Source organism: Flavobacterium sangjuense, from assembly GCF_004797125.1.
Classification (GTDB): domain Bacteria; phylum Bacteroidota; class Bacteroidia; order Flavobacteriales; family Flavobacteriaceae; genus Flavobacterium; species Flavobacterium sangjuense.
In genome coordinates this window covers 1,717,790-1,737,962 of the sequence record NZ_CP038810.1, presented here as the reverse complement: position 1 = coordinate 1,737,962, position 20,173 = coordinate 1,717,790, and the positions used below count along the sequence as shown (strand labels likewise).

Genomic DNA, 20,173 nt, shown 5'->3' with positions numbered 1-20,173 from the left:
TTTAGATAGGTTAGCAAGGTTAACAAAAAAAGTCCCGATTAAATCGGGACTTTTTTATACTTTCTTGTTTGTTTTTATCGAACAGCCAATGGCTTTTGTCGTTGCCGGAGATGGATCATTTCCACTTTCCAATGCTGCGATAGCATTTTCAAGATATTTCTCTTTTACTGCTGAAGCATCATCCGAATTATCATCAATCGCTCCGATGTATTTAACCACTAAATTTTTATCGAGTAAAAAGGCATGTGGTGTTTTCGTTGCGCCATATTGCGGATAAATCTTTTGCCCTTCATCAACCAAATACGGAAAAACAAATCCTTTGTCTTTGGCTTTCGCCTGCATCAAATTATAAGCATCTTTCGGTTGCACATCGGGATCATTCGGATTTATGGCTAAGAGCACATAGCCTTTGGATTTGTATTTTTTGGCCAAAGCATTAACACGGTCGTCATATTTAATCGCAAACGGACATGTATTGCACGTAAACACTACTATAAAACCTTTAGCGTCTTTGTAATCGGACATACTATAGGTTTTTCCGTCAACTGATTTTAGTTTGAAATCAGTGGCTTTATCTCCGGGTTGATACCCTTCAGAAACCATACTCTCTCCTATTAGAAAGGAAGAAACAAATGCAAAAACTAATGGAATAGCTCTCATAATAAATTATTTTTTTTGATTAATAAATGTGTTGACATAGTCGTTAAGTTCGTTGAAATTATCAAATTCTCTTTCGGCAAACAGCTTTTGATTTCCGCTGAAAATGAATGTTGCCGGAATAGAACCTGACCAATCCTGGTCTATTTTTGGGAGCCAGCTGTTGTAATCTTTATCATTTAGAGAAACAACCTGAGCGGTTATTTTTCTTCTTTTGACAAACGGAATAAGTTTCTTTTCTATATCTTTTTTGCTATCAAGACTGGCGAGAATTACTATTACGTTTTTATTTTGCTGATGCAGTTTTTCAAAATACGGTAACTCTTTGATGCAGGGCGCGCACCAGGTTGCCCAAAAATTAATCACATATATCTTATCATCATTTTTGATAATGGCTTTTTCAAAATTGGCAAACCTATCATATACCGCAAGTTCCTGCGCTATCGATGTTTGAACAATGGTCAAGAAAAAGGATATAAGTAAAAGTTGTTTCATTGAAAAAGTTAAGCCTGACGAATTTACTAACTTAGCGTCAAGGTTGGAAACTACTTAACAAAATTTTACCATACCGTTTGAGTTTAAGAAACTATTTCTGTACTATTTTTTGTTATTTTTACTATTATAAATGGACATGTGTTTATTTATGAGTTAGCGGTCATTGTAGGACAACCCACAAACAGACAGTAAAAAATAAATATGAAAAAAGTAATTGCAGCATTCAATATGACACTTGACGGTGTTTGCGACCATACGACAGGAATTGCAGACGAAGAACTGCATCAACATTATTCTGACCTAGTAGATAATGCAGGAGTAATTCTGTATGGACGAACAACCTACCAACTCATGCAATTTTGGCAAACACTATTGCAAAATCCTTCAGGTAAAAAATCAATGGACGACTTTGCAATTTCAATAGACAAAATTCAAAAACTTATTTTTTCCAACACACTAAAAGACACTGGCTGGAAAAGTGCAGAACTTGTAAAAAGACCTCTTGAAGAAGAAGTCATGGAGCTCAAACAACAAGCAGATAAGGACATACTTGTTGGAAGTAGGAGCTTGATTATTCAACTTTTAAACAGCAATCTTGTTGACGAATTACAAATTTGTATTCACCCTATCATTGAAGGGAAAGGGCTATTCCTTTTTGACCAAATCACGGACAAAATTATGTTGAAACTCATTAAGACAAAATCACTAAGCTCAGGTGCAACAGTATTTTATTATGAGCCGATACGAGAGTAAACAATTAACCCAACCATTCCTTAAAATCATTCACCCGTTCGCGTGCTACAATAACCTCATCGTCTTTATAAGTGGGAAGAATGACTTTTAATCTTGAGTTGCTGTAAATCTGGATTTCTTTTATTCCTTTCATCGGGATGATGAATTTGCGGGAAACACGGTAGAAATCCTTTGGGTCAAGTTCGGTTTCGAGTTGTTCCAAAGTGTTGTCTAGAAGATAATCACGGTTGTCAAAAGTGTGTAGGTAGGTTCCTTTGTTTTCGCTATAGAAACATTCTACTTCTTCAATGTTAATCATCTTTAACTGCTGTCCCATTTTGATAGTGAAACGTTTTTTGTAGTTTCTGTCCATTGGGTTTACCAGCATTTTCTTTATCATTTCAAAGTCGAGCGACAAATTGGGCGCACTGATATTTCGCGCTTTGAATTTGTTGACAGCGGTTTCTAAATCGTCTTCGTCAATTGGCTTAAGCAAATAATCAATGCTATTCAGTTTGAAAGCACGCAGCGCATATTCGTCATAAGCCGTCGTGAAAATCACTGCACTTTTGATATCAATGGTTTCAAAGATTTCGAACGACAAACCATCGGATAATTGTATGTCAAGGAAAATCAAATCGGGATGCGGATTCGAATTAAACCAATGAATGGATTCTTCCACAGAATGCAGCATTTGATTTACCTGCAAACCTAATTTCTCCACTTTACGCTGTAGTAAACGTGCTGCGGGTTTTTCGTCTTCGATGATGATGATGTTCATATTTTTTGAGGTTCTGAGGTTCTGAGGTTCTGAGGCTCTAAGGTACTGAGGTTTTTTTTACTTAGAACCTTAGCTATTTAGTGCCATAGCACCTTTCTACTCCCACTTATTTTGTCTTTCCTTTTCCATTAGTTCCTTAATCTTTCTTTCTTCCCAGTCTTTACCCATGAGTATGGTTGGCAGAAAAACGGAAAGTGCGTGCGCCAGTACACCGATTCCCCAAAATAAAGGAGTAACAAACATTTCCCATCTCCAGCCTTCACTTGAATTTTTATAATTCACAATAAGCAACATCACATTGATTACAACATATACCACCAAATGCGAGTAAAATCCTTTGATTCTTTTGACACGCTTTAATGCCTGCTGGTATTTTATTTCGTCCGGACTTAGGTTATAATTATTCATATTTATTTTGTTTTTCCTGATCCATAAACTCTTTTATTTTTCTTTCTTCCCAGTCTTTGCCCATTAGCAATGTTGGCATGAAGACTGACATTCCGTGTGCGAGTAATCCGATTCCCCAAAAAAATGCTGTGGATAAATTTCTCAATTCAAAATTCCAGGTACCATTGCCTGTAAAATTAATTTTTGAAAAGATGATTACAATATTAATTACTACATAAACTACAGCATGTGTATAAAATCCTTTTATCCTTTTGACACGTTTTAATGCCTGCTGGTATTTTATTTCGTCCGGACTTAGGCTATAATTATTCATATTTGTTTTGTTTTTCCTGATCCATAAATTCTTTTATTTTTCTTTGTTCCCACTCTTTTCCCAGGAATGGCGTGTAGTTAAACGCTTTTAGTCCGTGAAATAACAGTCCTATTCCCCAACCTAACATTGGCCAAAAGAACCACAAATATTGTGGTGAATATCTTAAGTTGATGAACATAAGAAAGAGCATCACTAATACATAAGAAAGTAAATGTCCGTAAAAACCTTTGATTTCTTCAACCTGCTTTTGAGCACGTTGGTATCTTTCGAATTCTTGATTAAATTGTTCCATATTTTTTTTGAGGTTTTGAGGTTCTGAGGCTCTGAGACTCTGATGTTTTTTTACTTAGAACCTTAGCCACTCAGTGCCTTAGCACCTTTTTTATTCATATTTAGTTTGTTTGTCTTTGTTTAAAATTTCCCGAATTTTCTTTTCTTCCCAGGATTTTCCGTAGCCGAAAGTTTCGAATGCATGGAACGTTACTCCCATTCCCCATCCAAACATTGGAAACCAAAACCATTGAAATCCTCCTGTTTTTAGGTTTATAAATACCAGTACCGGAATCACACAGCAATATGAAATCAAATTGCCATAAAATCCTTTGAGTTTTTCTACGCGATCTTTGGCCCGCATAAAAGCCATGTTTTCGTTGTATATATTTTGTGTTTCCATAAAAGCAATCTGTTTTGTTAATATTGGAATTTTTACTTTAAAAAAATCAGGGCTTTCCTCAATCAGCATTTTACGTTCCGAAATCAGTCCGTAACGGTTGACGATGTTTTGCAAGCCAACGCCTCTTCTATCCTGCAGCACTTCTTTCTTTTGAAGATTGTTCTCAACGATGAGATAATTATTTTCGATATAAATTTTAATATGCAATGGTTTTTGTTCACTAACCACATTGTGCTTAATCGTATTTTCTAATAAAAGTTGTAACGAAAGCGGTACAACTTTGGCTTCCGGATTGTCAAAACCTTCAGGCAATTCATAAGTGATACTATTTTCAAAACGCATTTTTAAAAGATTCATATACGTTTTGGCGAAAGCCAATTCCTCTGAAACCGAAACCAGTTCTTTGTCTTTCTGCTCTAAAACATAGCGATAGATTTTAGATAAGGAAGTAGTGAACTTTTGTGCATTATCCGGGTTTTCTTCTATCAACGAACTCAACACATTCAAACTATTGAACAGGAAATGCGGATCGATTTGGTTTTTTAAACTTTCAAATTGCGCCGAAGCTGTTCCGGCGATAATCTTTTGTTCTTTAACTTTGCTTTCAGCGTATGCTTTATAAAAATAAAATGCGTGGAAAGCCAAAGTAACGATGAAAGTCAAAATGATGGCTACAAGATAATTGGACAACTGTTCCTTACTTAAGAATGCGCTGAATGAAATTCCTTCGACTAGTACATCTTCAAAAATTCGCAGTAAAAAAATAACCAAAATCGAAATCAGAAAAGAAGCTAAGAATCCAATTAATATCCTTTTGGGCGTAAACCGATTGGCTTTAAAAACTTTGTCTAAATAGATGAAAATTGCAGCATTAGCAAAATATAACGAAAGTCCGTATAGCATAGTGTAACCAAAATACACCAAGAATCCATAGTCAAACCGAATCGTATTTCCTGTAATAAGCCTTATCAATAACAGTACAAAAAAAATGACTATTGATAGAATAATTGCTCTTGGAATTTCTTTTACTAATTGCTTCATTTCTGAAATTTTAAAAAAATTTTATTTATTCTTTTCTGACCTGTACATCGCAGAAGCTAAAAATCCAACGCCTATTCCGATTAGCGTTCCAACTCCCGTTTTATGCATTAGCATTCCTACTGCAATTCCGATAAACATACATCCTACGAATATAGCTCCTGCGATTTTGTTAGTGTCTTTTTGTTGATTTTCCATGGTTATATTATTTAAAAGTTTAGGTTTATTTACAACTTATCAATGCTTGTTGTGCTCTGTCTGCACCCCAATTTGGATGAAAAGGCGTTTCAGGTTTAAAGTTAGCAAAAAGTTCAATTGATTTAGCGATTGCCTCACACATTGGCTTGGTATCCGTTTTCCAATATTTGGCTCCACCAATTTCAAACTCGGCTTTTGAGAACACCGCTCTAGGGTTTTTTGGGTCAATTGCTAATGCTTTGTCGTATTGTTCCATTGCCAACCCACCATACTTCTGTCCGTTTGTCATTGGATCCTGAATCAGTATCGCAGTGTAAAGCATTGCCTGAACTACCATAATTTCGGGATTGTTCGGACTAATAACTGTTGCGTTGTCAATAGCATCTTGTGCTTTGGTTAAAAGTGCCGGAATTTTTGTTTTGTCTTTGGCCTGAAAAACATCGATAGTGCAGATGAAACCTATGTAGTAATTTGGCAACCAATTTGTTTTTTCTACGGATGCGATGCGTTCAAAAGTGGCAACCGCTTCAGTGTCATTTCCTGCTCCCCAAAGTTGCATTGCTTTTCCCATTCCTTGCTCATACTGAGTTTGTGCTGATAATAGCGAACAGATAAAAATTGCGATTGATGTAAAAATTGTTTTCATGATTTTGCTGTTTAGATTTATGATGATTAAAACTCTTTTAATTTATGGTTCAAAAGTATATTGGTTTTGGTCACTTAAAAATTTATAGTTACCGAACTGTCATTTTTGATGGATGAACTGTTGATTTAGGGATTAGGGATAAGTAATAAGAGATAAGTCTTTCTAATCCCTTTTCCCTAGTCCCTTATCCTTTAAAGATTTTTAAGTTGATTATCTTTCTTATTATCACTAATCGTCCAAAAGAAACCTACGAAGAAAAATCTATCGGCAGTTGGTGTTACTGCTTTTCTGTCATAAATCCCATTTCCGTTTACCGTATCAGCATAGTTGTAACCAAAGATGTTTTGTGTTCCTAAAATATTCGAAACCGAGAAATACAATATCTTTTGTTGCGATAATAAGTAAGCCCAACTGAAACTTAAACTGTTATACGATTTTGTTTTTCCATTCATAAAAGCAGTTTCATTCGGATTATTATATGGTCTTCCTGAACTAAACTGATGCGTAAAACCTAATTGCGATTTCAAATCATTAATCCAATATTTAGTGACCAATGACAAACTGTGTGTTGAAACAAAACTTGGCGTTACTTCGGCAGTATAATTTTTATAATCTCTTTTGGTATCGATATAAGAATAGGATATCCAGTATTCAACATGTTTTATGCTATTACCATCTCTCCAAAAAACATCCAATCCTTTGGCATAACCTTCTCCGTTATTTGAAAATTGGGAATCGAATTGCACGTTTTCAGTATCGTATTTTATCAAATCGTTGTACTGTTTGAAATAGACTTCGGTGCGAAGCGTTCGGCTTGCTTTTGCATATTGATAGTTCAAAATATAATGTGCGGCTTTCTCTGTTTTGAAATCACCTGAATATTTCAGATACTCTTGTCGTGGCGTTTGTTCAAAATTTCCGTAGGCAAAAGCAAACTGACTGTTTTTTGAAACTTTATACGCCAAAGATGCTCTTGGTGAAATGCTGTTTTCATCTATATAATCATTGGTCGAAGCTCTTACCCCAACTTTTGCTGCAAACTTTTTAGAGAAGAAAATATCCGCTTCCGTAAAAGCAGCCGCTATATTAGAATCATAACCGCTTTTGAAAGTCGTATTATAATCCTCGTCAAACTTGGTGATAAAATAATCGGTTCCGAAATTCAACTTTACTTTGTCTGAAAGTTTTTTAGTGAATTTTAATTTCAGATGTGAAGCGTGTTCCGCGTTGTTTACATCATTGGCATCAATGCCAATTTTATTCTGGCCATAACCATAACTTAATCCTGTAAAAATTTGCCAGTTCCCACCAAAATTCCCTTTATAGGAACTATTGAAGTAAAAATTATTGTTTCTCAAATTGACTCTCACTTTCTCCGGCTGATTGATATCTTCCTGATTTAAATCGAAACGGGAAGCGTCAAAAGCAGCATACGCTTTGAATATTCCATTATTGAAATTATAACGATACACGGTTTCACCTGACAGCGATTGAAAAGGTTTGTTCCAATCAACATCCTGCGGAATAGCTACTTGATATGGCGCTAAATCTATATAAGCCGTATTCACACTCAACGAACTTTTTTTCCATTTTTGTGTATTGCCTAATCCCAAACCAACAGTCATAAGCGAAATTTCCGTTTTATTTTGATCAGCTTCATCTTGTGTATTCAATAACAAAACACTAGATAATGCTTCTCCATATTCAGCCGAATAACCACCAGTAGAAAATGAAATTCCGCTAAACAAAAACGGAGAAAATCGCCCGCGTGTTGGCAAATTATTGGTCGTCGCACCATAAGGCTGAGCTACCCGAATTCCGTCAACGAAAGTTTGTGTTTCATCAGCTTCGCCACCACGAACAAACAATCGGCCATCTTCGCCAACGTTTTGTGTCCCAGGCAAAGTCTGCAAAGCTGCAATAATATCTCCTGCGGAACCGGCAGTGGTTACTATATCCAAAGGTTTCAAAACCGAAACCCTGCTTTTTTCTCCGGCGCTAAACGTTCCGGCAGTTATTACAACGGCATCAAGCGTATTGACACTTTCTTTAAGTTTAACCGTTTGGTTCTGGAATTTTTCAACTTCTATCGGAACTTTAATAGTTTCATACGACAAAAAACTAACCACCAAAAGTTGATTTCCAACTGCTGTGGTTTTAAAATTAAAATTCCCTTTGTCGTCTGTCGAAGCTCCATCATAAGTACCATCTATAAAAACATTAGCACCAACAACCGGCTTGTTTTTTTCATCGACTACAGTTCCCGAAATGGTTTGTTGTGCGTTGCTGATAAAAGCAATTAGTAGAAATGTTAGAGTGCAAAGAGATTTCATGTGTTTTAATTTTGATGCAGCAAAGTTGTATCAAGGACTAAAACTATACAATATAAGTTTACCGAATTGTTATTTTTTGGGGATGAACTGCAAAAAAAAACCTGTTCGATTAGAACAGGATTTTTTCGTTTGAATTATTAATTATCTGACAGGATATTTATCTTTAAAAGAATACTACTCAGTAGTTTTCTTGTTGTTTCTCTAATTAACTGAAGCTAAATTAGTTGTTCGCCAATTCTAAATCTAACTTAATCGGTAAACTACCGCAAAACTCGATAGACATACAAAAAATCAAAATCTGATGCTTTTCGTCGATGTTTTTCAGGATGCAAAATCTTTTCAACAATTAGCAATTAGCAATTCGTAATTGATGAATTATAATTTATCTTTGCTCGCTTATAAAAATTACGATTATGATTTATAAATTCAGAGCTATTCTTGATGCAGAAGAAGATGTTTTCAGAGATATTGCCATTCAGGAAGAAGATACTTTAGAAGATTTACACAACGCCATCGTTAATGCTTTTGGTTTTGACGGATTAGAAGTGGCTTCGTTTTATACTTGTGATGACACCTGGAATCAGGAAGAAGAGATTCCGATGTTTGATACAGGTGATATTCCCGGCGAGCAAAAAACAATGAGCGATTACACCTTAAATCTGTTGCTTGGTGAAGACCAAACGAAAATTATCTACGTGTATGATTTTATCAATATGTGGACATTCTTAGTTGAACTTGCTGCCGTTGAAGAAGCTGAAGCCGGAGAAACCTATCCGAGTTTGTTGTTTTCTCATGGTGAATTGCCTGCCATTGCGCCTGAAAAAGAGTTCGAAGCGGAAAGTGAAGATTTCTATTCTGAATTTGAAGATGATTTAGATGATGATGATTTGGATGCTTTTGGTGGTGATGACAGTTTTGAAGATTACGGATTTGAAGAGAATTGGAATTAGCTGTTAAGGAGCTAAGGTTCTAAGTTGCTAAGGTACTAAGGTTTTAAATTTATAAGATTTTTATTATCTTTAATAAATTTAAAAACTATAAAAATGAGCAATTTTAGAAATCTTCAGATATGGCAAAAGTCCATGACATTAACAACAAACATTTACATTGCAACTAAAAATTTTCCAAAAGAAGAAATTTTTACATTAACATCACAAATAAGACGAAGCTCAATATCGATTCCAAGTAACATCGCCGAAGGTTTTGGAAGAGACAGCAACAAAGAATACCTAAGATTTCTGAACGTATCCATTGCTTCATTGTTTGAATTGCAAACACAATTAGAAATCGGGAAAAATATAGAATACTTAACAGAATTAGAATTTAATAAAATATACGAAGACACCAGAGAGTTAGAAAGAATGTTGGTTTCTTTTATCAAAAAAATTAAAGAAAGAGATTAAAACTTAGAACCTCAGAACCTTAGCAACTTAGAACCTTTAAACCAAAATGATCAACCTATTTAACACTCATATTGAGAGTTTATCAATACACCGAGTTGGAAACAAAAACAGAAATGAATCGGTATTTCTCTCGGAGCAGCCTTATAATTTAAATGACGAAATTGTTCCGTTACTAAAGGAATATTTCTTCAAATCCTTTCGCGAAAAAGAAGAGAACTATTTTCAGTTTGCCCACGAAGTTGATTTGGAATACAACGATATGTTCAACTTGGCAACGGAAATTTTCACAAACCCAAGTGAAATTCACGAAGTTTCAAAGAAGATTACGAACCATCTTTTTGAGCAATCAAATCACCCGCACATTAAGAACGGAGAAGTTTATGTGACCTATTTAACCAACTTAAGTATCGATAACAATGTTGTTGATGCTATTGGTGTTTTCAAAAGTGAAATCATGTCTGATTTTATGCAGTTTGAAGAAAAAGGAAAATCGCTTGAAATGATTTTGCAACAAGGCATCAATCTGAATAAACTAGACAAAGGCTGCCTGATTTTCAATTATAAAAAAGAAGAAGGCTACAAGATTTTAAGTGTCGACAGCAATCGTTATGACACACGCTATTGGTTGGAGCATTTTCTTTCTGTTGATGCGTTTCAGGATGAAAATTTCATTACCAAAAAGTATTTGAAATTCTGCCAGGGATTTGCTAAAGATGTTGTTTTTCCTGCCGAAGACAAAAAAGAAGAAGTAATGTTTATGAATCGTTCGGTGAATTATTTTGCCAAAAACGATCAATTTGAAGAAAGCAATTTCCTGAATGAGGTTTTGGATAATCCCGACTTAATCCCGGAATTCAAAAACTATAAAGTTGATAAAGGTGAGAAATATAGTATTGAAGATGTTACTTCGTTTCCAATTGCAAATAATGCGGTTTCTGATGCCCGAAGATCTATTAAAAACGTAATTAATCTGGACACCAATATCCAAATAAAACTCGACTTTATCAATCCTGAAAGTGCCGAGAAATTTGTAGAAAAAGGTTGGGATGAAGAAAAACAAATGTATTACTACTTAGTGTATTTCAATAAAGAGCAAAAGTCCTAAAGATTTACAATCGTATAAAATATAATCCTCAATTGTTAAAAGCAGTTGGGGATTTTTTAATGCTTATCAGATATAAATAAAACTGTTAATTATATAAATTAAGATTGGTAAAAGCTATTATATTTGTTCATTCCGAATACATGCTATGAAATTTAAGTATCTCTCCTTTTTTTTATTTTTATTATTTACCTGCCAAATTTCTCAGGCGCAGGAAAAAAACAGCGGCAACGATTCGGTTACAGTTTATAAAAACATCGAAAAACTTTCCAAAAAAAATAAACTCAATAAGTTTGTTTATCGTTTGTTATTCAAATCCAAAAGAAGTTCTGCTGCTGCTAAAAAAAACTCCCGAAAGAGGTTTTTTATCAAAAAGTCATTTGACAGAAGCGAAGGCAAAATCATCAGAGATATTAGGATTGAAACTTTAGACCCATTTGGTTATGCTGTTGATAATTACAAAGACCAACCCGAAAAAGGTTTTGAGAAATTCGGAAATGCTTTGCACATGAAAACCAAAAATTGGACGATTCGAAATTTATTACTTTTCAAAAAAAACGAACCTTTAGATTCTCTTGTAGCCAAAGAATCAGAGCGTTTAATCAGAAAGCAACGCTACGTTAGAAGCGTAATTATTAAACCTATTGAAATCCCGAATAGCAAAGATTCTGTTGATATTTCTGTACGCGTCTTAGATTCGTGGAGCTTGATTCCAACAGGCGCGGTTTCGAGTTCAAAAGGTAATTTTGATTTAACCGAGAGAAACTTTGTTGGTTTAGGTCATGAGATTGAAAATAACTTTTCACGAAGATTTGATGACGGGAAAAAAGCTTATGAAGCCCGCTATACCATAAACAACATCAAAAACACTTATATAAAAACGACCTTTGCTTACGAGAATGATTTGTATGATAACGTAACCCGAAGCGCCAGAATTGAAAGACAATTTTTCTCGCCATTGACAAGATTGGCAGGTGGTGCCTATTATGAAAATAGGTTTTATGTTGATTCGCTTCCTGATGCTACAGGTACTTTTGCGAATCAAACTTTCAAATTGCAAACACAACAGTATTGGTTTGGTCATTCATTCAAAATCTTTGGAGGAAAAAGTGAAGATTTCAGAACTACAAATCTTGTTACCACTTTTGGATATAAAAATGTAGCTTACTCTAAGAAACCAACACTACAATATGATCCATCAAAGTTTTTTGCTTCCGAAAAATTATATTTAGCTACCATTGGTCTCAACACACAAAAGTTTGCGGAAGAAAAATACTTATTCAATTTTGGCATAATTGAAGACGTCCCTTATGGTCAGGTTTATGCTATAACTGGAGGATTTCAGGATAAAAATAATAACCAGAGAGCCTATTTTAGCGGAAGATTTGCCTATGGTCATTATTTCAATTTTGGTTATTTGGGAACAAATATTGAATGGGGAAGTTTTAACAAAAATGGTCATAGCGAAGAAACAACGTTGCGAATTGAAGCCAATTATTTTACGAATTTACTTTCTCTTGGAAGTTGGAAAATAAGGCAATTTATTAAACCAACATTAGTACTTGGAAATCATAGAGCTTCAATTATAAAAGATCGTGTTACGATTTCTAATGAGAATGGAATTTCTGGTTTTGACAATCCTTTGCTTAACGGAACCAAAAAACTCTTCGCCTCTTTTCAGACACAAACATATCTTCCTGGCAATTGGCATGGTTTCCATTTCAGCCCTTTTTTTAACATGACTTTGGGATTGCTTGGTGATGATACCAACAGGTTTTTTAATGATAAAGTTTACTCTATTTTCAGTTTGGGTGCTTTAATAAATAATGATTATTTAGTTTTTAATAGTTTTCAAATTTCATTCTCTTTTTATCCTTCTATACCTTATCAGGGATCCAATCTTTTCAAAACTAACACTTTTAAAAACAATGATTTGTCCTTGCCGGATTTCCAAATTGGTGAACCAACAATAGTCCCTTATAATTAAGACAATGTGTGTTTTGCGTTAATAATTTGTAAGTATATTAATTCCAAACTGCCAAAATGATGTATTTCATCGATTAATTTTGGCATTTCGTCAATATCTTAGTACGTTTATTTCACCAAACCTAAACTCTAATTTCATGGAAACAAATTACACAACAGATGGAATGGTGAAAAAAAATTATCGCTGTTCCTTACTTGGACATCGCTTTGTTGAAACTAAAAAAGTAAACAACCATTTTAGTGAGTTTGAATGCAAAACTTGTAAAATGCAGGTAACAAACGATATGAGAGGTGAAAAAATTACATTGACATCAAAACTTAAAGACATCAATGAGACGCTTTTTTATCTGAATTTAAAGAAACAATTTCTGTCCAAATTCTACTTTCGAAAAGACTAGTAACAAAATAAGGTTTTTATCGTCCTATTCAAAACCTTAAAAAACTAGTCGTTGGAATCTACCATACTTTCTATCAAAAACCTTCACAAACGTTACGGTAAAATTCACGCCGTAAATAACGTTTCTCTCGAAATACATAAAGGCAATGTCTATGGAATTCTTGGACCAAATGGTTCCGGGAAATCTACAACTTTGGGTATTGTATTAAATGTTGTCAACAAAACTTCCGGTGATTACAGCTGGTTTGACGGAACTATGCAAACACATGAAGCACTAAAAAAAGTGGGAGCCATTATTGAGCGTCCGAATTTTTATCCTTACATGACAGCCAAAGAAAATCTGGAATTGGTTTGTAAAATAAAAAACATTGATTATTCCAAAGTAAATGAAAAGCTTGAAGTTGTTGGGCTGATTGATAGAAAAGACAGCAAGTTCAAAACCTTTTCTTTAGGAATGAAACAACGATTAGCTATTGCCTCTGCCCTTTTAAATGACCCTGAAATTTTAATTCTCGATGAACCAACTAATGGTTTAGACCCACAGGGAATCCATCAAATTCGCGATATTATTCGTTTGATTGCTTCACAAGGGACTACAATTTTATTGGCTTCTCATTTATTGGACGAAGTCGAAAAAGTGTGCAGTCATGTTTTGGTTTTGCGCTTTGGTAAAATTCTATATAGTGGTACTGTTGATGGCATGACTAATCAGGCTGGCTTTTTTGAATTGCAGGCTGATAATAATTCCATTCTCATAGAAACACTAAAAAATCATCCTGAAGTTGAAAAAATTTCGGAAGCAGAGGGAAAAGTTATTGTACATTTTAAAACCCAATTTGATGCTTCACTTTTGAATCGCTATTTGGCAGAAAAAGGAATTTATCTCAATCATTTGGTGTTTAAAAAAGTGAGTCTTGAAGAACAATTTCTTGAATTAACAAAAAACTAATATGAAAAGATTACTCGCCATAGAATTACAAAAAATCTGGAAAAACCGCGCCAGTAGGATATTGACGTTAACCTATTTTATATTATTGACTTGCTTATCCCTGATTGCTTCCATTAAATTTGACATAGGTCCAATACATATCCGATTGGCAGATCAGGGCATTTTTAATTTCCCTTTTATTTGGCATTTTAACACTTATGTGGCGGCATTGTTGAAAATATTTCTGGCTGTAGTTATTGTGTCAATGATGGCAAATGAATACAGTTATGGAACCTTAAAACAAAACCTTATTGATGGAATGAGCAAACAGGAGTTTGTGTTATCCAAATTTTTGACAGTTGTTTTATTTGCTTTTGTTTCTACCCTTTTTGTCTTTGTAATGTCATTGATTTTAGGGTATAGTTTTTCTTCTTTCAACGAATTAGGAATCGTATTTTCAGACTTGGAATATTTACTTGGATACTTTGTCAAACTGGTTGGATTCTTCTCATTTTGTTTATTTCTCGGAGTTTTAATAAAGCGTTCTGCTTTTGCAATAGGTTTTTTATTCGTCTGGTTTTTAGGTGAAAATATATCACATGCCATAATTAAATATAATTTTTATAATGGTGTCACTCCTAACCTCGATAAATTTTATAGCTACATGCCTCTTGAAGCAATGTCCAATTTAATTGTTGAACCAGGAAGTAGGTTAAGCGCTGTCAAAACAATTGGCGAACAAATCGGGGTGAACAATACAAAAGATTACAGCGTTCATTTTTCAACGGTTTTAGTTGTTTTGCTTTGGACAGCTTTATTCATTTTCTTATCCTATAAAATCATCAAGAAGAGAGATTTATAATTCAATCATCAATCAATTCTTAAAGAAAACATAAATAGACCAAGTTCTCTTTATGTTTTCTTATTTATTTGCTAATTTTAGCGAATGAAAATGAAGTCCTACTATTTACTTTTTGTTTTACTTTTTTCGTTAAATTGTTTTTCACAATTTAGTAAAACCCATTATATCCCAGCTCTTTCCTGTTCAGCAAATGTAACTCCTGATGAACAATTTTTATACATCTCAACACCAAACGTAAATCCGGTCAATTTCAGGATTATAGAAATTGGAGGTAATGTAATCACAGGAACTGTTTCCAGAAATGTTCCTTATGTATATAGTGTTGGTTTTGGTAGTGGTACTCAACTAAGTGTTGATACAAGTTTAGTAAGTTCCGTTTTAAACAATAAAGGATATATTGTTGAAGCTGATGATTTAGTCTATGTCTCAGCCAGACTTACTGACGTAAGCGGCAATCAAGCTGGAGAATTAGTATCAAAAGGTTTGGCTTCACTGGGACTTCGCTTCCGAATTGGAGCCTTTGAAAATAATTTAGTACCGGGTTATTCTGAAATCCATTATACTTTTGTTACTGTTTTAGCAACTGAGAATAACACAACTGTCAATTTTAGTGGCATTAGAACCGGAGTGCAATTAATTAATAGTGGAACAGGCAGCAACCCTTATAGCATCGTTTTAAACAGAGGCGAAAGTTATGTCATGGCGGTTCAAGGACCAAATGATGCCAATAGGAATGGATTAATTGGTTCTTTGGTATTAGCAGATAAGCCAATTGCAGTAAACTGCGGTTCTTTTGGTGGAACCAATGCCACAGGAAATCTTGATTTAGGTTTTGATCAAATAGTTCCTGCAGAACGATTGATTACAAATGATTATATTTTTATAAAAAGCACCGGAATTGACGCTGTAGAAAAAATCCTTTTGGTAGCTGATGAAGACACTCAGATAACATTAAACGGCTCTGCACCTGTTTATAATATCCTTGCCGGTGAATATTTGGCATTAACCGGAGCTGATTATACTGCCAATGGAAACTTATATGTTAGTTCAACCCATAAAATCTTTGCCTATCAAAGTGTTGGTGATGGTAGTGCTGTAGATCAAAGAAATCAGGAGCTGTTTTTTGTACCACCATTAAGTTGCCAAACTCCAAGGGTAATTGACAATATTCCATTTATTGATTTTGTTGGTACCCGTCAGTTTACAGGAAGAGTAACCTTAGTTACAACTACTGGTGCTACTCTCAATTTTATTATTAATGGTACAAACTATACTTTGGCAGGTTTAGCGGGAATTGGAGTAAATGTAGACGGACCTTTAACCGTAACCGGAAATGCAAATTATGAAACCTATGTACTGACTGGTTTAACGGGTAATGTTTCTGTATACTCAACCGGCGAATTGTATTTAGCTGCTTATGGTTCTGAACAAGCTGCAACCTTTGGCGGATATTATTCCGGTTTTACTTTCAAACCCGAAATATCCTTTAACGAAGTTGATGTAACGCAATTGGGTTGTATTCCAAACTCAGTTCTAAGTGTAAATTCACTTAGCCCTTTTGACGTATTTCAATGGTATTTTAATGGAAGTCTAATTCCAGGTGCTACGAATAATACGTACCAACCTTTGAATGCTCCGACAGGTCTTGGTCCTGGATATTATTATGTTTCAGCAACTATTGCCGGCTGCACCACTCCAAAAGACTCAGACAATATTCCCGTGAGTTCTTGCCCAAACGATAGTGATAATGATGCCGTAAATGATAATATTGACCTTGACAATGACAACGACGGAATTACAAATTGCACGGAATCATTTGGTGATCAAAATTTCAATCTGACCAATACGACTGCAGGAACAATTGCTGTAGGAGCAAGTTACAATAATCCTTATACCGGAGCAATTGCTTTTTCAGGAACAGCAACACCATCTGCAACTCCTATTGTTGGTGACGCTATTGGAAATTTTGTAACAGAAGCTGCACAAGGAAAAGAAAACACAGTAAGTTATACCGTTTCAAATTTCACCACGCCAATAAGTTTAGCGATAGAATATGCTACCGTCGCCAATGCTACCGATTTATTTACCTCTTCAACAGAAATCAGAATAACTTGTCCCGTAAATAAAACATTGACTGTTTTAAATCCAAACAATGAACTTTTGATTGACACTAATTATGATGGGATTTATGAAAGCGGCATCACTGAATATTCTTCTTTTGAAATCCGATTCCGATTGAATAGCAGCGTTTCATTAGCCGCCGGAACCGGGACTTTTTCCATCAGAGGAAATTTGATAAATTCGATTATCATAACCAACATCAATCTTTCAGACACAAGCACAAGCAGAGTTGCACTACGTTTAATTGCAACCTGCATTCCAAAAGATTCAGACGCTGATGGCGTTGCAGATCAAAACGATTTGGATAGCGATAATGATTCCATTGCCGATTTATACGAAGCTCAGGCACAAAGCAGTACAACACTTTCGCATGTTGATGTTAATGGAGACGGAATTGATGATGCTTTTGGTAACGGAATCGTTGCTACTGACACAGATGCTGATGGAGTTCTGAATTACTTAGATTTAGATTCAGACAATGACGGAATTCACGATTTAGATGAAGCCGGCTTCAATATGACTGATGCGGATAGCAATGGTACAATTGACGGCAGTAATTTTGGTACCAACGGATTATTCAATACATTGGAAACTGCTGCTGATAGTGGGATTATTAAACCTATTTATGTACTTGCCGACACTGATGCTGATGGAATTTACAATGCCATTGAATTAGATAGTGATAATGATTTATGTAATGACGTAATCGAAGCAGGTTATTTAGATAGCAATCTCGATGGATTATTGGGCGGAACAACGCCTCCAACAGTTAATCCCAACAACGGATTAGTAACAAGCGGAATCGGATATGGAAATCCAAATGCGGATTATACAACTGCTGCGCCAATAGTAATCAACACACAACCACAAAGTGCTTCAGCGTGTGAGCTAGGAAGTGTAACTTTTACTATCAGTACAAATACTGTCACTACTTATCAATGGCAAGTTTCAACTGATAGTGGAGCAACCTGGTCGCTGATTTTTAACAATGCTACTTATTCCGGTGCTGCTACAACTGCATTAACGGTTTCGAATGTAACGCCATCAATGGTTGGTTATCAGTATCGTGTGTATTTAATCAAAAATGGAAATGCTTGTGGATTATATTCATCGGCAGCTGTACTAACAACTTATCCGTTGCCAGTTATCACAACTCCAATCTCTTTAAAACAATGTGATGATGATACTGACGGAATTTCAACTTTCAATCTGACGCAAAAAAACGATGTCATTTCGGCCAATTATTTGATTGAAACCTTCACCTATTATACAACTCTTGCCGCCGCAAATACTGAAAACAGTGCGTTTTTAATTGCTAATCCTATTGCTTTCACTTCCGGAAATGCAAGTGTTTATGCCCGAGTTGAAAACAGCAACGGTTGTTATAGAGTAGCCCGAATTGATTTGATGGTGTCGGTAACCCAAATTCCGCCAAGCTATGTCATTCCAAATCAATATTTATGTGATGACTATTTGGATGCCGTTAATGATGACCGAGACGGAATCTCCGGACCATATAATTTCACCAGCATAACCAATAGTTTACTTGGGTTTCTGCCGGGACCAAGTACTAATTACAGTATAAAATATTATAAAAACGAAGCCGATTTCCTTGCCGAAACCGATGCTTTAGGGAATTCATTGGAAATAACGAATACTACAACTTATCGAAACATCGGTTACCCAAATACACAAACAATTTGGGTTCGTGTTGAAAGTACTTTAGACAATTCCTGTTATGGATTTAAAACATTCGATGTTGTTGTAGAAGCTTTGCCAACAGCTAATCCTATAAATGCTCTGAATCTTCTTCGTCATTGTGATGACAATCAGGATGGAATTTATGGTTTTGATACTTCGGCAATTCAAGCTGCTGTTTTGAATGGGCAAACCGGTGTAAACGTTAAGTATTTCAGAGCCAACGGTACCCAACTTACAACACCTTTACCAAATCCATTCTACGTAAACGGTTCGGAAATTATTACTATAAGAGTAGAAAACAACAACACACAAACTGGAGGACAACCTTGTTTTGATGATGAAACGCTGGAGTTCATTGTGGATGATTTGCCTGAAGCATTTGCCGTTTCTTCTAGTCTGACTTCAATATGTGATGAAGAAATTAATCCTGTTGACCAAAATGGATTGCACGATTTTGACACTTCAACATTTCAATCAACCATTCTTGGAAGCCAAACTGGGGTAAATGTTTATTATTTTGACGAAAACAATAATCCACTTCCAAGTCCGTTGCCAAATCCATTTACAACAGGAACTCAAAATGTTAGAGTCGTTGTTGAAAATCAGATCAATACAACATGTACGGCTCAGCTAACAATACCTTTTGTTGTTTATCCAACTCCGAAAATCGATTTAGAGGAAGACATTATCATCTGTTTGCCTGCAACACAAGCTTTGATTGATGCCGGAATTCTCGATGGTACGCCAACTTCAGATTATTCGTTTGTATGGTACACCAATAATGTAGCGAATGGTGCTACAGGTCCAACTTTTTTAGTAACGACACCCGGAACCTATAGTGTTGATGTTACCAATATTTATGGTTGCACCAAAACCAGAGTAATTACGGTTACCGGTTCCGAGATAGCCACCATTCAGTCTATTGATGTGGTCGATTTGGCTGAGATTAATACAATCACCGTTAACGTAACAGGTTTAGGTCAGTATGAATTTGCTATTGATGATGTCAACGGACCCTATCGCGACAGCAATTTCTTTGAAAATGTTCCTATGGGACTTCACGAAATTTATGTCCGTGATAAAAACGGCTGTGGTTCGGTTGGTCCGGTTACCGTTGCTGTACTAGGAATTCCACATTATTTCACACCAAACGGTGATGGTTATAACGACTATTGGAATGTAAAAGGTGTTAGTGCCCAATTTAATTATCGCTCAACAATTTACATCTTTGACCGTTTCGGAAAATTATTAAAACAAATTGGTACAACAGGTGCAGGTTGGGACGGAACATTCAACGGGCACCCAATGCCTGCGGATGATTATTGGTATAATATCAAATTTGAAGATGGACGAAGTGCCAAAGGGCATTTTACTTTAAAAAGATAGTGTAACTTTGCCT

General features: G+C 35.3%; 19 protein-coding genes. 9 read left to right on the top strand and 10 right to left on the bottom strand.

Annotated features, from left to right (window positions below):
* Positions 1-54: 54 nt before the first annotated feature.
* Both GS03_RS07540 and GS03_RS07535 read right to left on the bottom strand, forming a co-directional pair.
* Complete coding sequence (locus tag GS03_RS07540; RefSeq protein WP_136151933.1) at positions 55-660, bottom strand: thioredoxin family protein; 606 nt, start codon at positions 658-660, stop codon at positions 55-57.
* A 6-nt stretch (positions 661-666) separates the two neighbouring features.
* Positions 667-1,152, bottom strand: coding sequence for a TlpA family protein disulfide reductase (locus GS03_RS07535; protein WP_136151932.1), 486 nt, complete (start codon positions 1,150-1,152; stop codon positions 667-669).
* A 201-nt stretch (positions 1,153-1,353) separates the two neighbouring features.
* Here GS03_RS07535 and GS03_RS07530 point away from each other — a divergent pair, with 201 nt between their 5' ends.
* Entirely contained in the window at positions 1,354-1,905 is a 552-nt protein-coding gene (locus tag GS03_RS07530; protein WP_136151931.1) for a dihydrofolate reductase family protein, read from the top strand.
* Positions 1,906-1,909: 4 nt separating this feature from the next.
* Here the strand turns inward: GS03_RS07530 and GS03_RS07525 are convergent, their stop codons facing one another.
* From GS03_RS07525 to GS03_RS07495, 8 genes are all read right to left on the bottom strand, one after another.
* Entirely contained in the window at positions 1,910-2,665 is a 756-nt protein-coding gene (locus GS03_RS07525) for a LytR/AlgR family response regulator transcription factor (protein WP_136151930.1), read from the bottom strand.
* Positions 2,666-2,761: 96 nt separating this feature from the next.
* The gene (locus tag GS03_RS07520; RefSeq protein WP_136151929.1) at positions 2,762-3,073 is read right to left on the bottom strand and encodes a 2TM domain-containing protein; all 312 of its coding nucleotides are present in this window, start codon (positions 3,071-3,073) and stop codon (positions 2,762-2,764) included.
* The gene (locus GS03_RS07515; protein WP_136151928.1) at positions 3,066-3,386 is read right to left on the bottom strand and encodes a 2TM domain-containing protein; all 321 of its coding nucleotides are present in this window, start codon (positions 3,384-3,386) and stop codon (positions 3,066-3,068) included. Before GS03_RS07515 ends, GS03_RS07520 begins: the two co-directional genes overlap by 8 nt.
* The gene (locus GS03_RS07510) at positions 3,379-3,678 is read right to left on the bottom strand and encodes a 2TM domain-containing protein (RefSeq protein WP_136151927.1); all 300 of its coding nucleotides are present in this window, start codon (positions 3,676-3,678) and stop codon (positions 3,379-3,381) included. The genes GS03_RS07515 and GS03_RS07510 overlap by 8 nt, the downstream gene beginning before the upstream one ends.
* A gap of 90 nt (positions 3,679-3,768) precedes the next feature.
* Entirely contained in the window at positions 3,769-5,100 is a 1,332-nt protein-coding gene (locus tag GS03_RS07505) for a 2TM domain-containing protein (RefSeq protein WP_136151926.1), read from the bottom strand.
* Between the two features lie 21 nt (positions 5,101-5,121).
* Positions 5,122-5,295, bottom strand: a complete 174-nt coding sequence (locus tag GS03_RS13345) for a hypothetical protein (protein WP_168710285.1) — start codon at positions 5,293-5,295, stop codon at positions 5,122-5,124.
* A gap of 25 nt (positions 5,296-5,320) precedes the next feature.
* Complete coding sequence (locus GS03_RS07500) at positions 5,321-5,941, bottom strand: tetratricopeptide repeat protein (protein ID WP_136151925.1); 621 nt, start codon at positions 5,939-5,941, stop codon at positions 5,321-5,323.
* A 191-nt stretch (positions 5,942-6,132) separates the two neighbouring features.
* Positions 6,133-8,274, bottom strand: a complete 2,142-nt coding sequence (locus GS03_RS07495) for a TonB-dependent receptor (protein ID WP_136151924.1) — start codon at positions 8,272-8,274, stop codon at positions 6,133-6,135.
* Between the two features lie 413 nt (positions 8,275-8,687).
* Here GS03_RS07495 and GS03_RS07490 point away from each other — a divergent pair, with 413 nt between their 5' ends.
* The 8 genes from GS03_RS07490 to GS03_RS07455 all read left to right on the top strand — a co-directional run bounded on the left by GS03_RS07490 (position 8,688) and on the right by GS03_RS07455 (position 20,160).
* Positions 8,688-9,224: a plasmid pRiA4b ORF-3 family protein gene (locus GS03_RS07490; protein WP_136151923.1), complete on the top strand. Its 537-nt coding sequence runs from the start codon at positions 8,688-8,690 to the stop codon at positions 9,222-9,224.
* A 93-nt stretch (positions 9,225-9,317) separates the two neighbouring features.
* Positions 9,318-9,677 (top strand): four helix bundle protein, encoded by a 360-nt coding sequence (locus tag GS03_RS07485; RefSeq protein WP_136151922.1) that lies wholly within the window; start codon positions 9,318-9,320, stop codon positions 9,675-9,677.
* 46 nt (positions 9,678-9,723) lie between these two features.
* A complete protein-coding gene (locus GS03_RS07480; RefSeq protein ID WP_136151921.1) occupies positions 9,724-10,782 on the top strand; it encodes a nucleoid-associated protein in 1,059 nt (352 codons plus the stop codon).
* Between the two features lie 145 nt (positions 10,783-10,927).
* On the top strand, positions 10,928-12,766 hold the full coding sequence (locus GS03_RS07475) for a BamA/TamA family outer membrane protein (protein ID WP_136151920.1): 1,839 nt from the start codon (positions 10,928-10,930) through the stop codon (positions 12,764-12,766).
* A 136-nt stretch (positions 12,767-12,902) separates the two neighbouring features.
* Positions 12,903-13,163, top strand: a complete 261-nt coding sequence (locus GS03_RS07470; RefSeq protein WP_136151919.1) for a hypothetical protein — start codon at positions 12,903-12,905, stop codon at positions 13,161-13,163.
* Between the two features lie 51 nt (positions 13,164-13,214).
* Complete coding sequence (locus GS03_RS07465; RefSeq protein WP_136151918.1) at positions 13,215-14,111, top strand: ABC transporter ATP-binding protein; 897 nt, start codon at positions 13,215-13,217, stop codon at positions 14,109-14,111.
* A gap of 1 nt (position 14,112) precedes the next feature.
* Complete coding sequence (locus GS03_RS07460; RefSeq protein ID WP_136151917.1) at positions 14,113-14,952, top strand: ABC transporter permease; 840 nt, start codon at positions 14,113-14,115, stop codon at positions 14,950-14,952.
* 84 nt (positions 14,953-15,036) lie between these two features.
* Complete coding sequence (locus tag GS03_RS07455) at positions 15,037-20,160, top strand: T9SS type B sorting domain-containing protein (RefSeq protein ID WP_136151916.1); 5,124 nt, start codon at positions 15,037-15,039, stop codon at positions 20,158-20,160.
* Positions 20,161-20,173 lie beyond the last annotated feature (13 nt).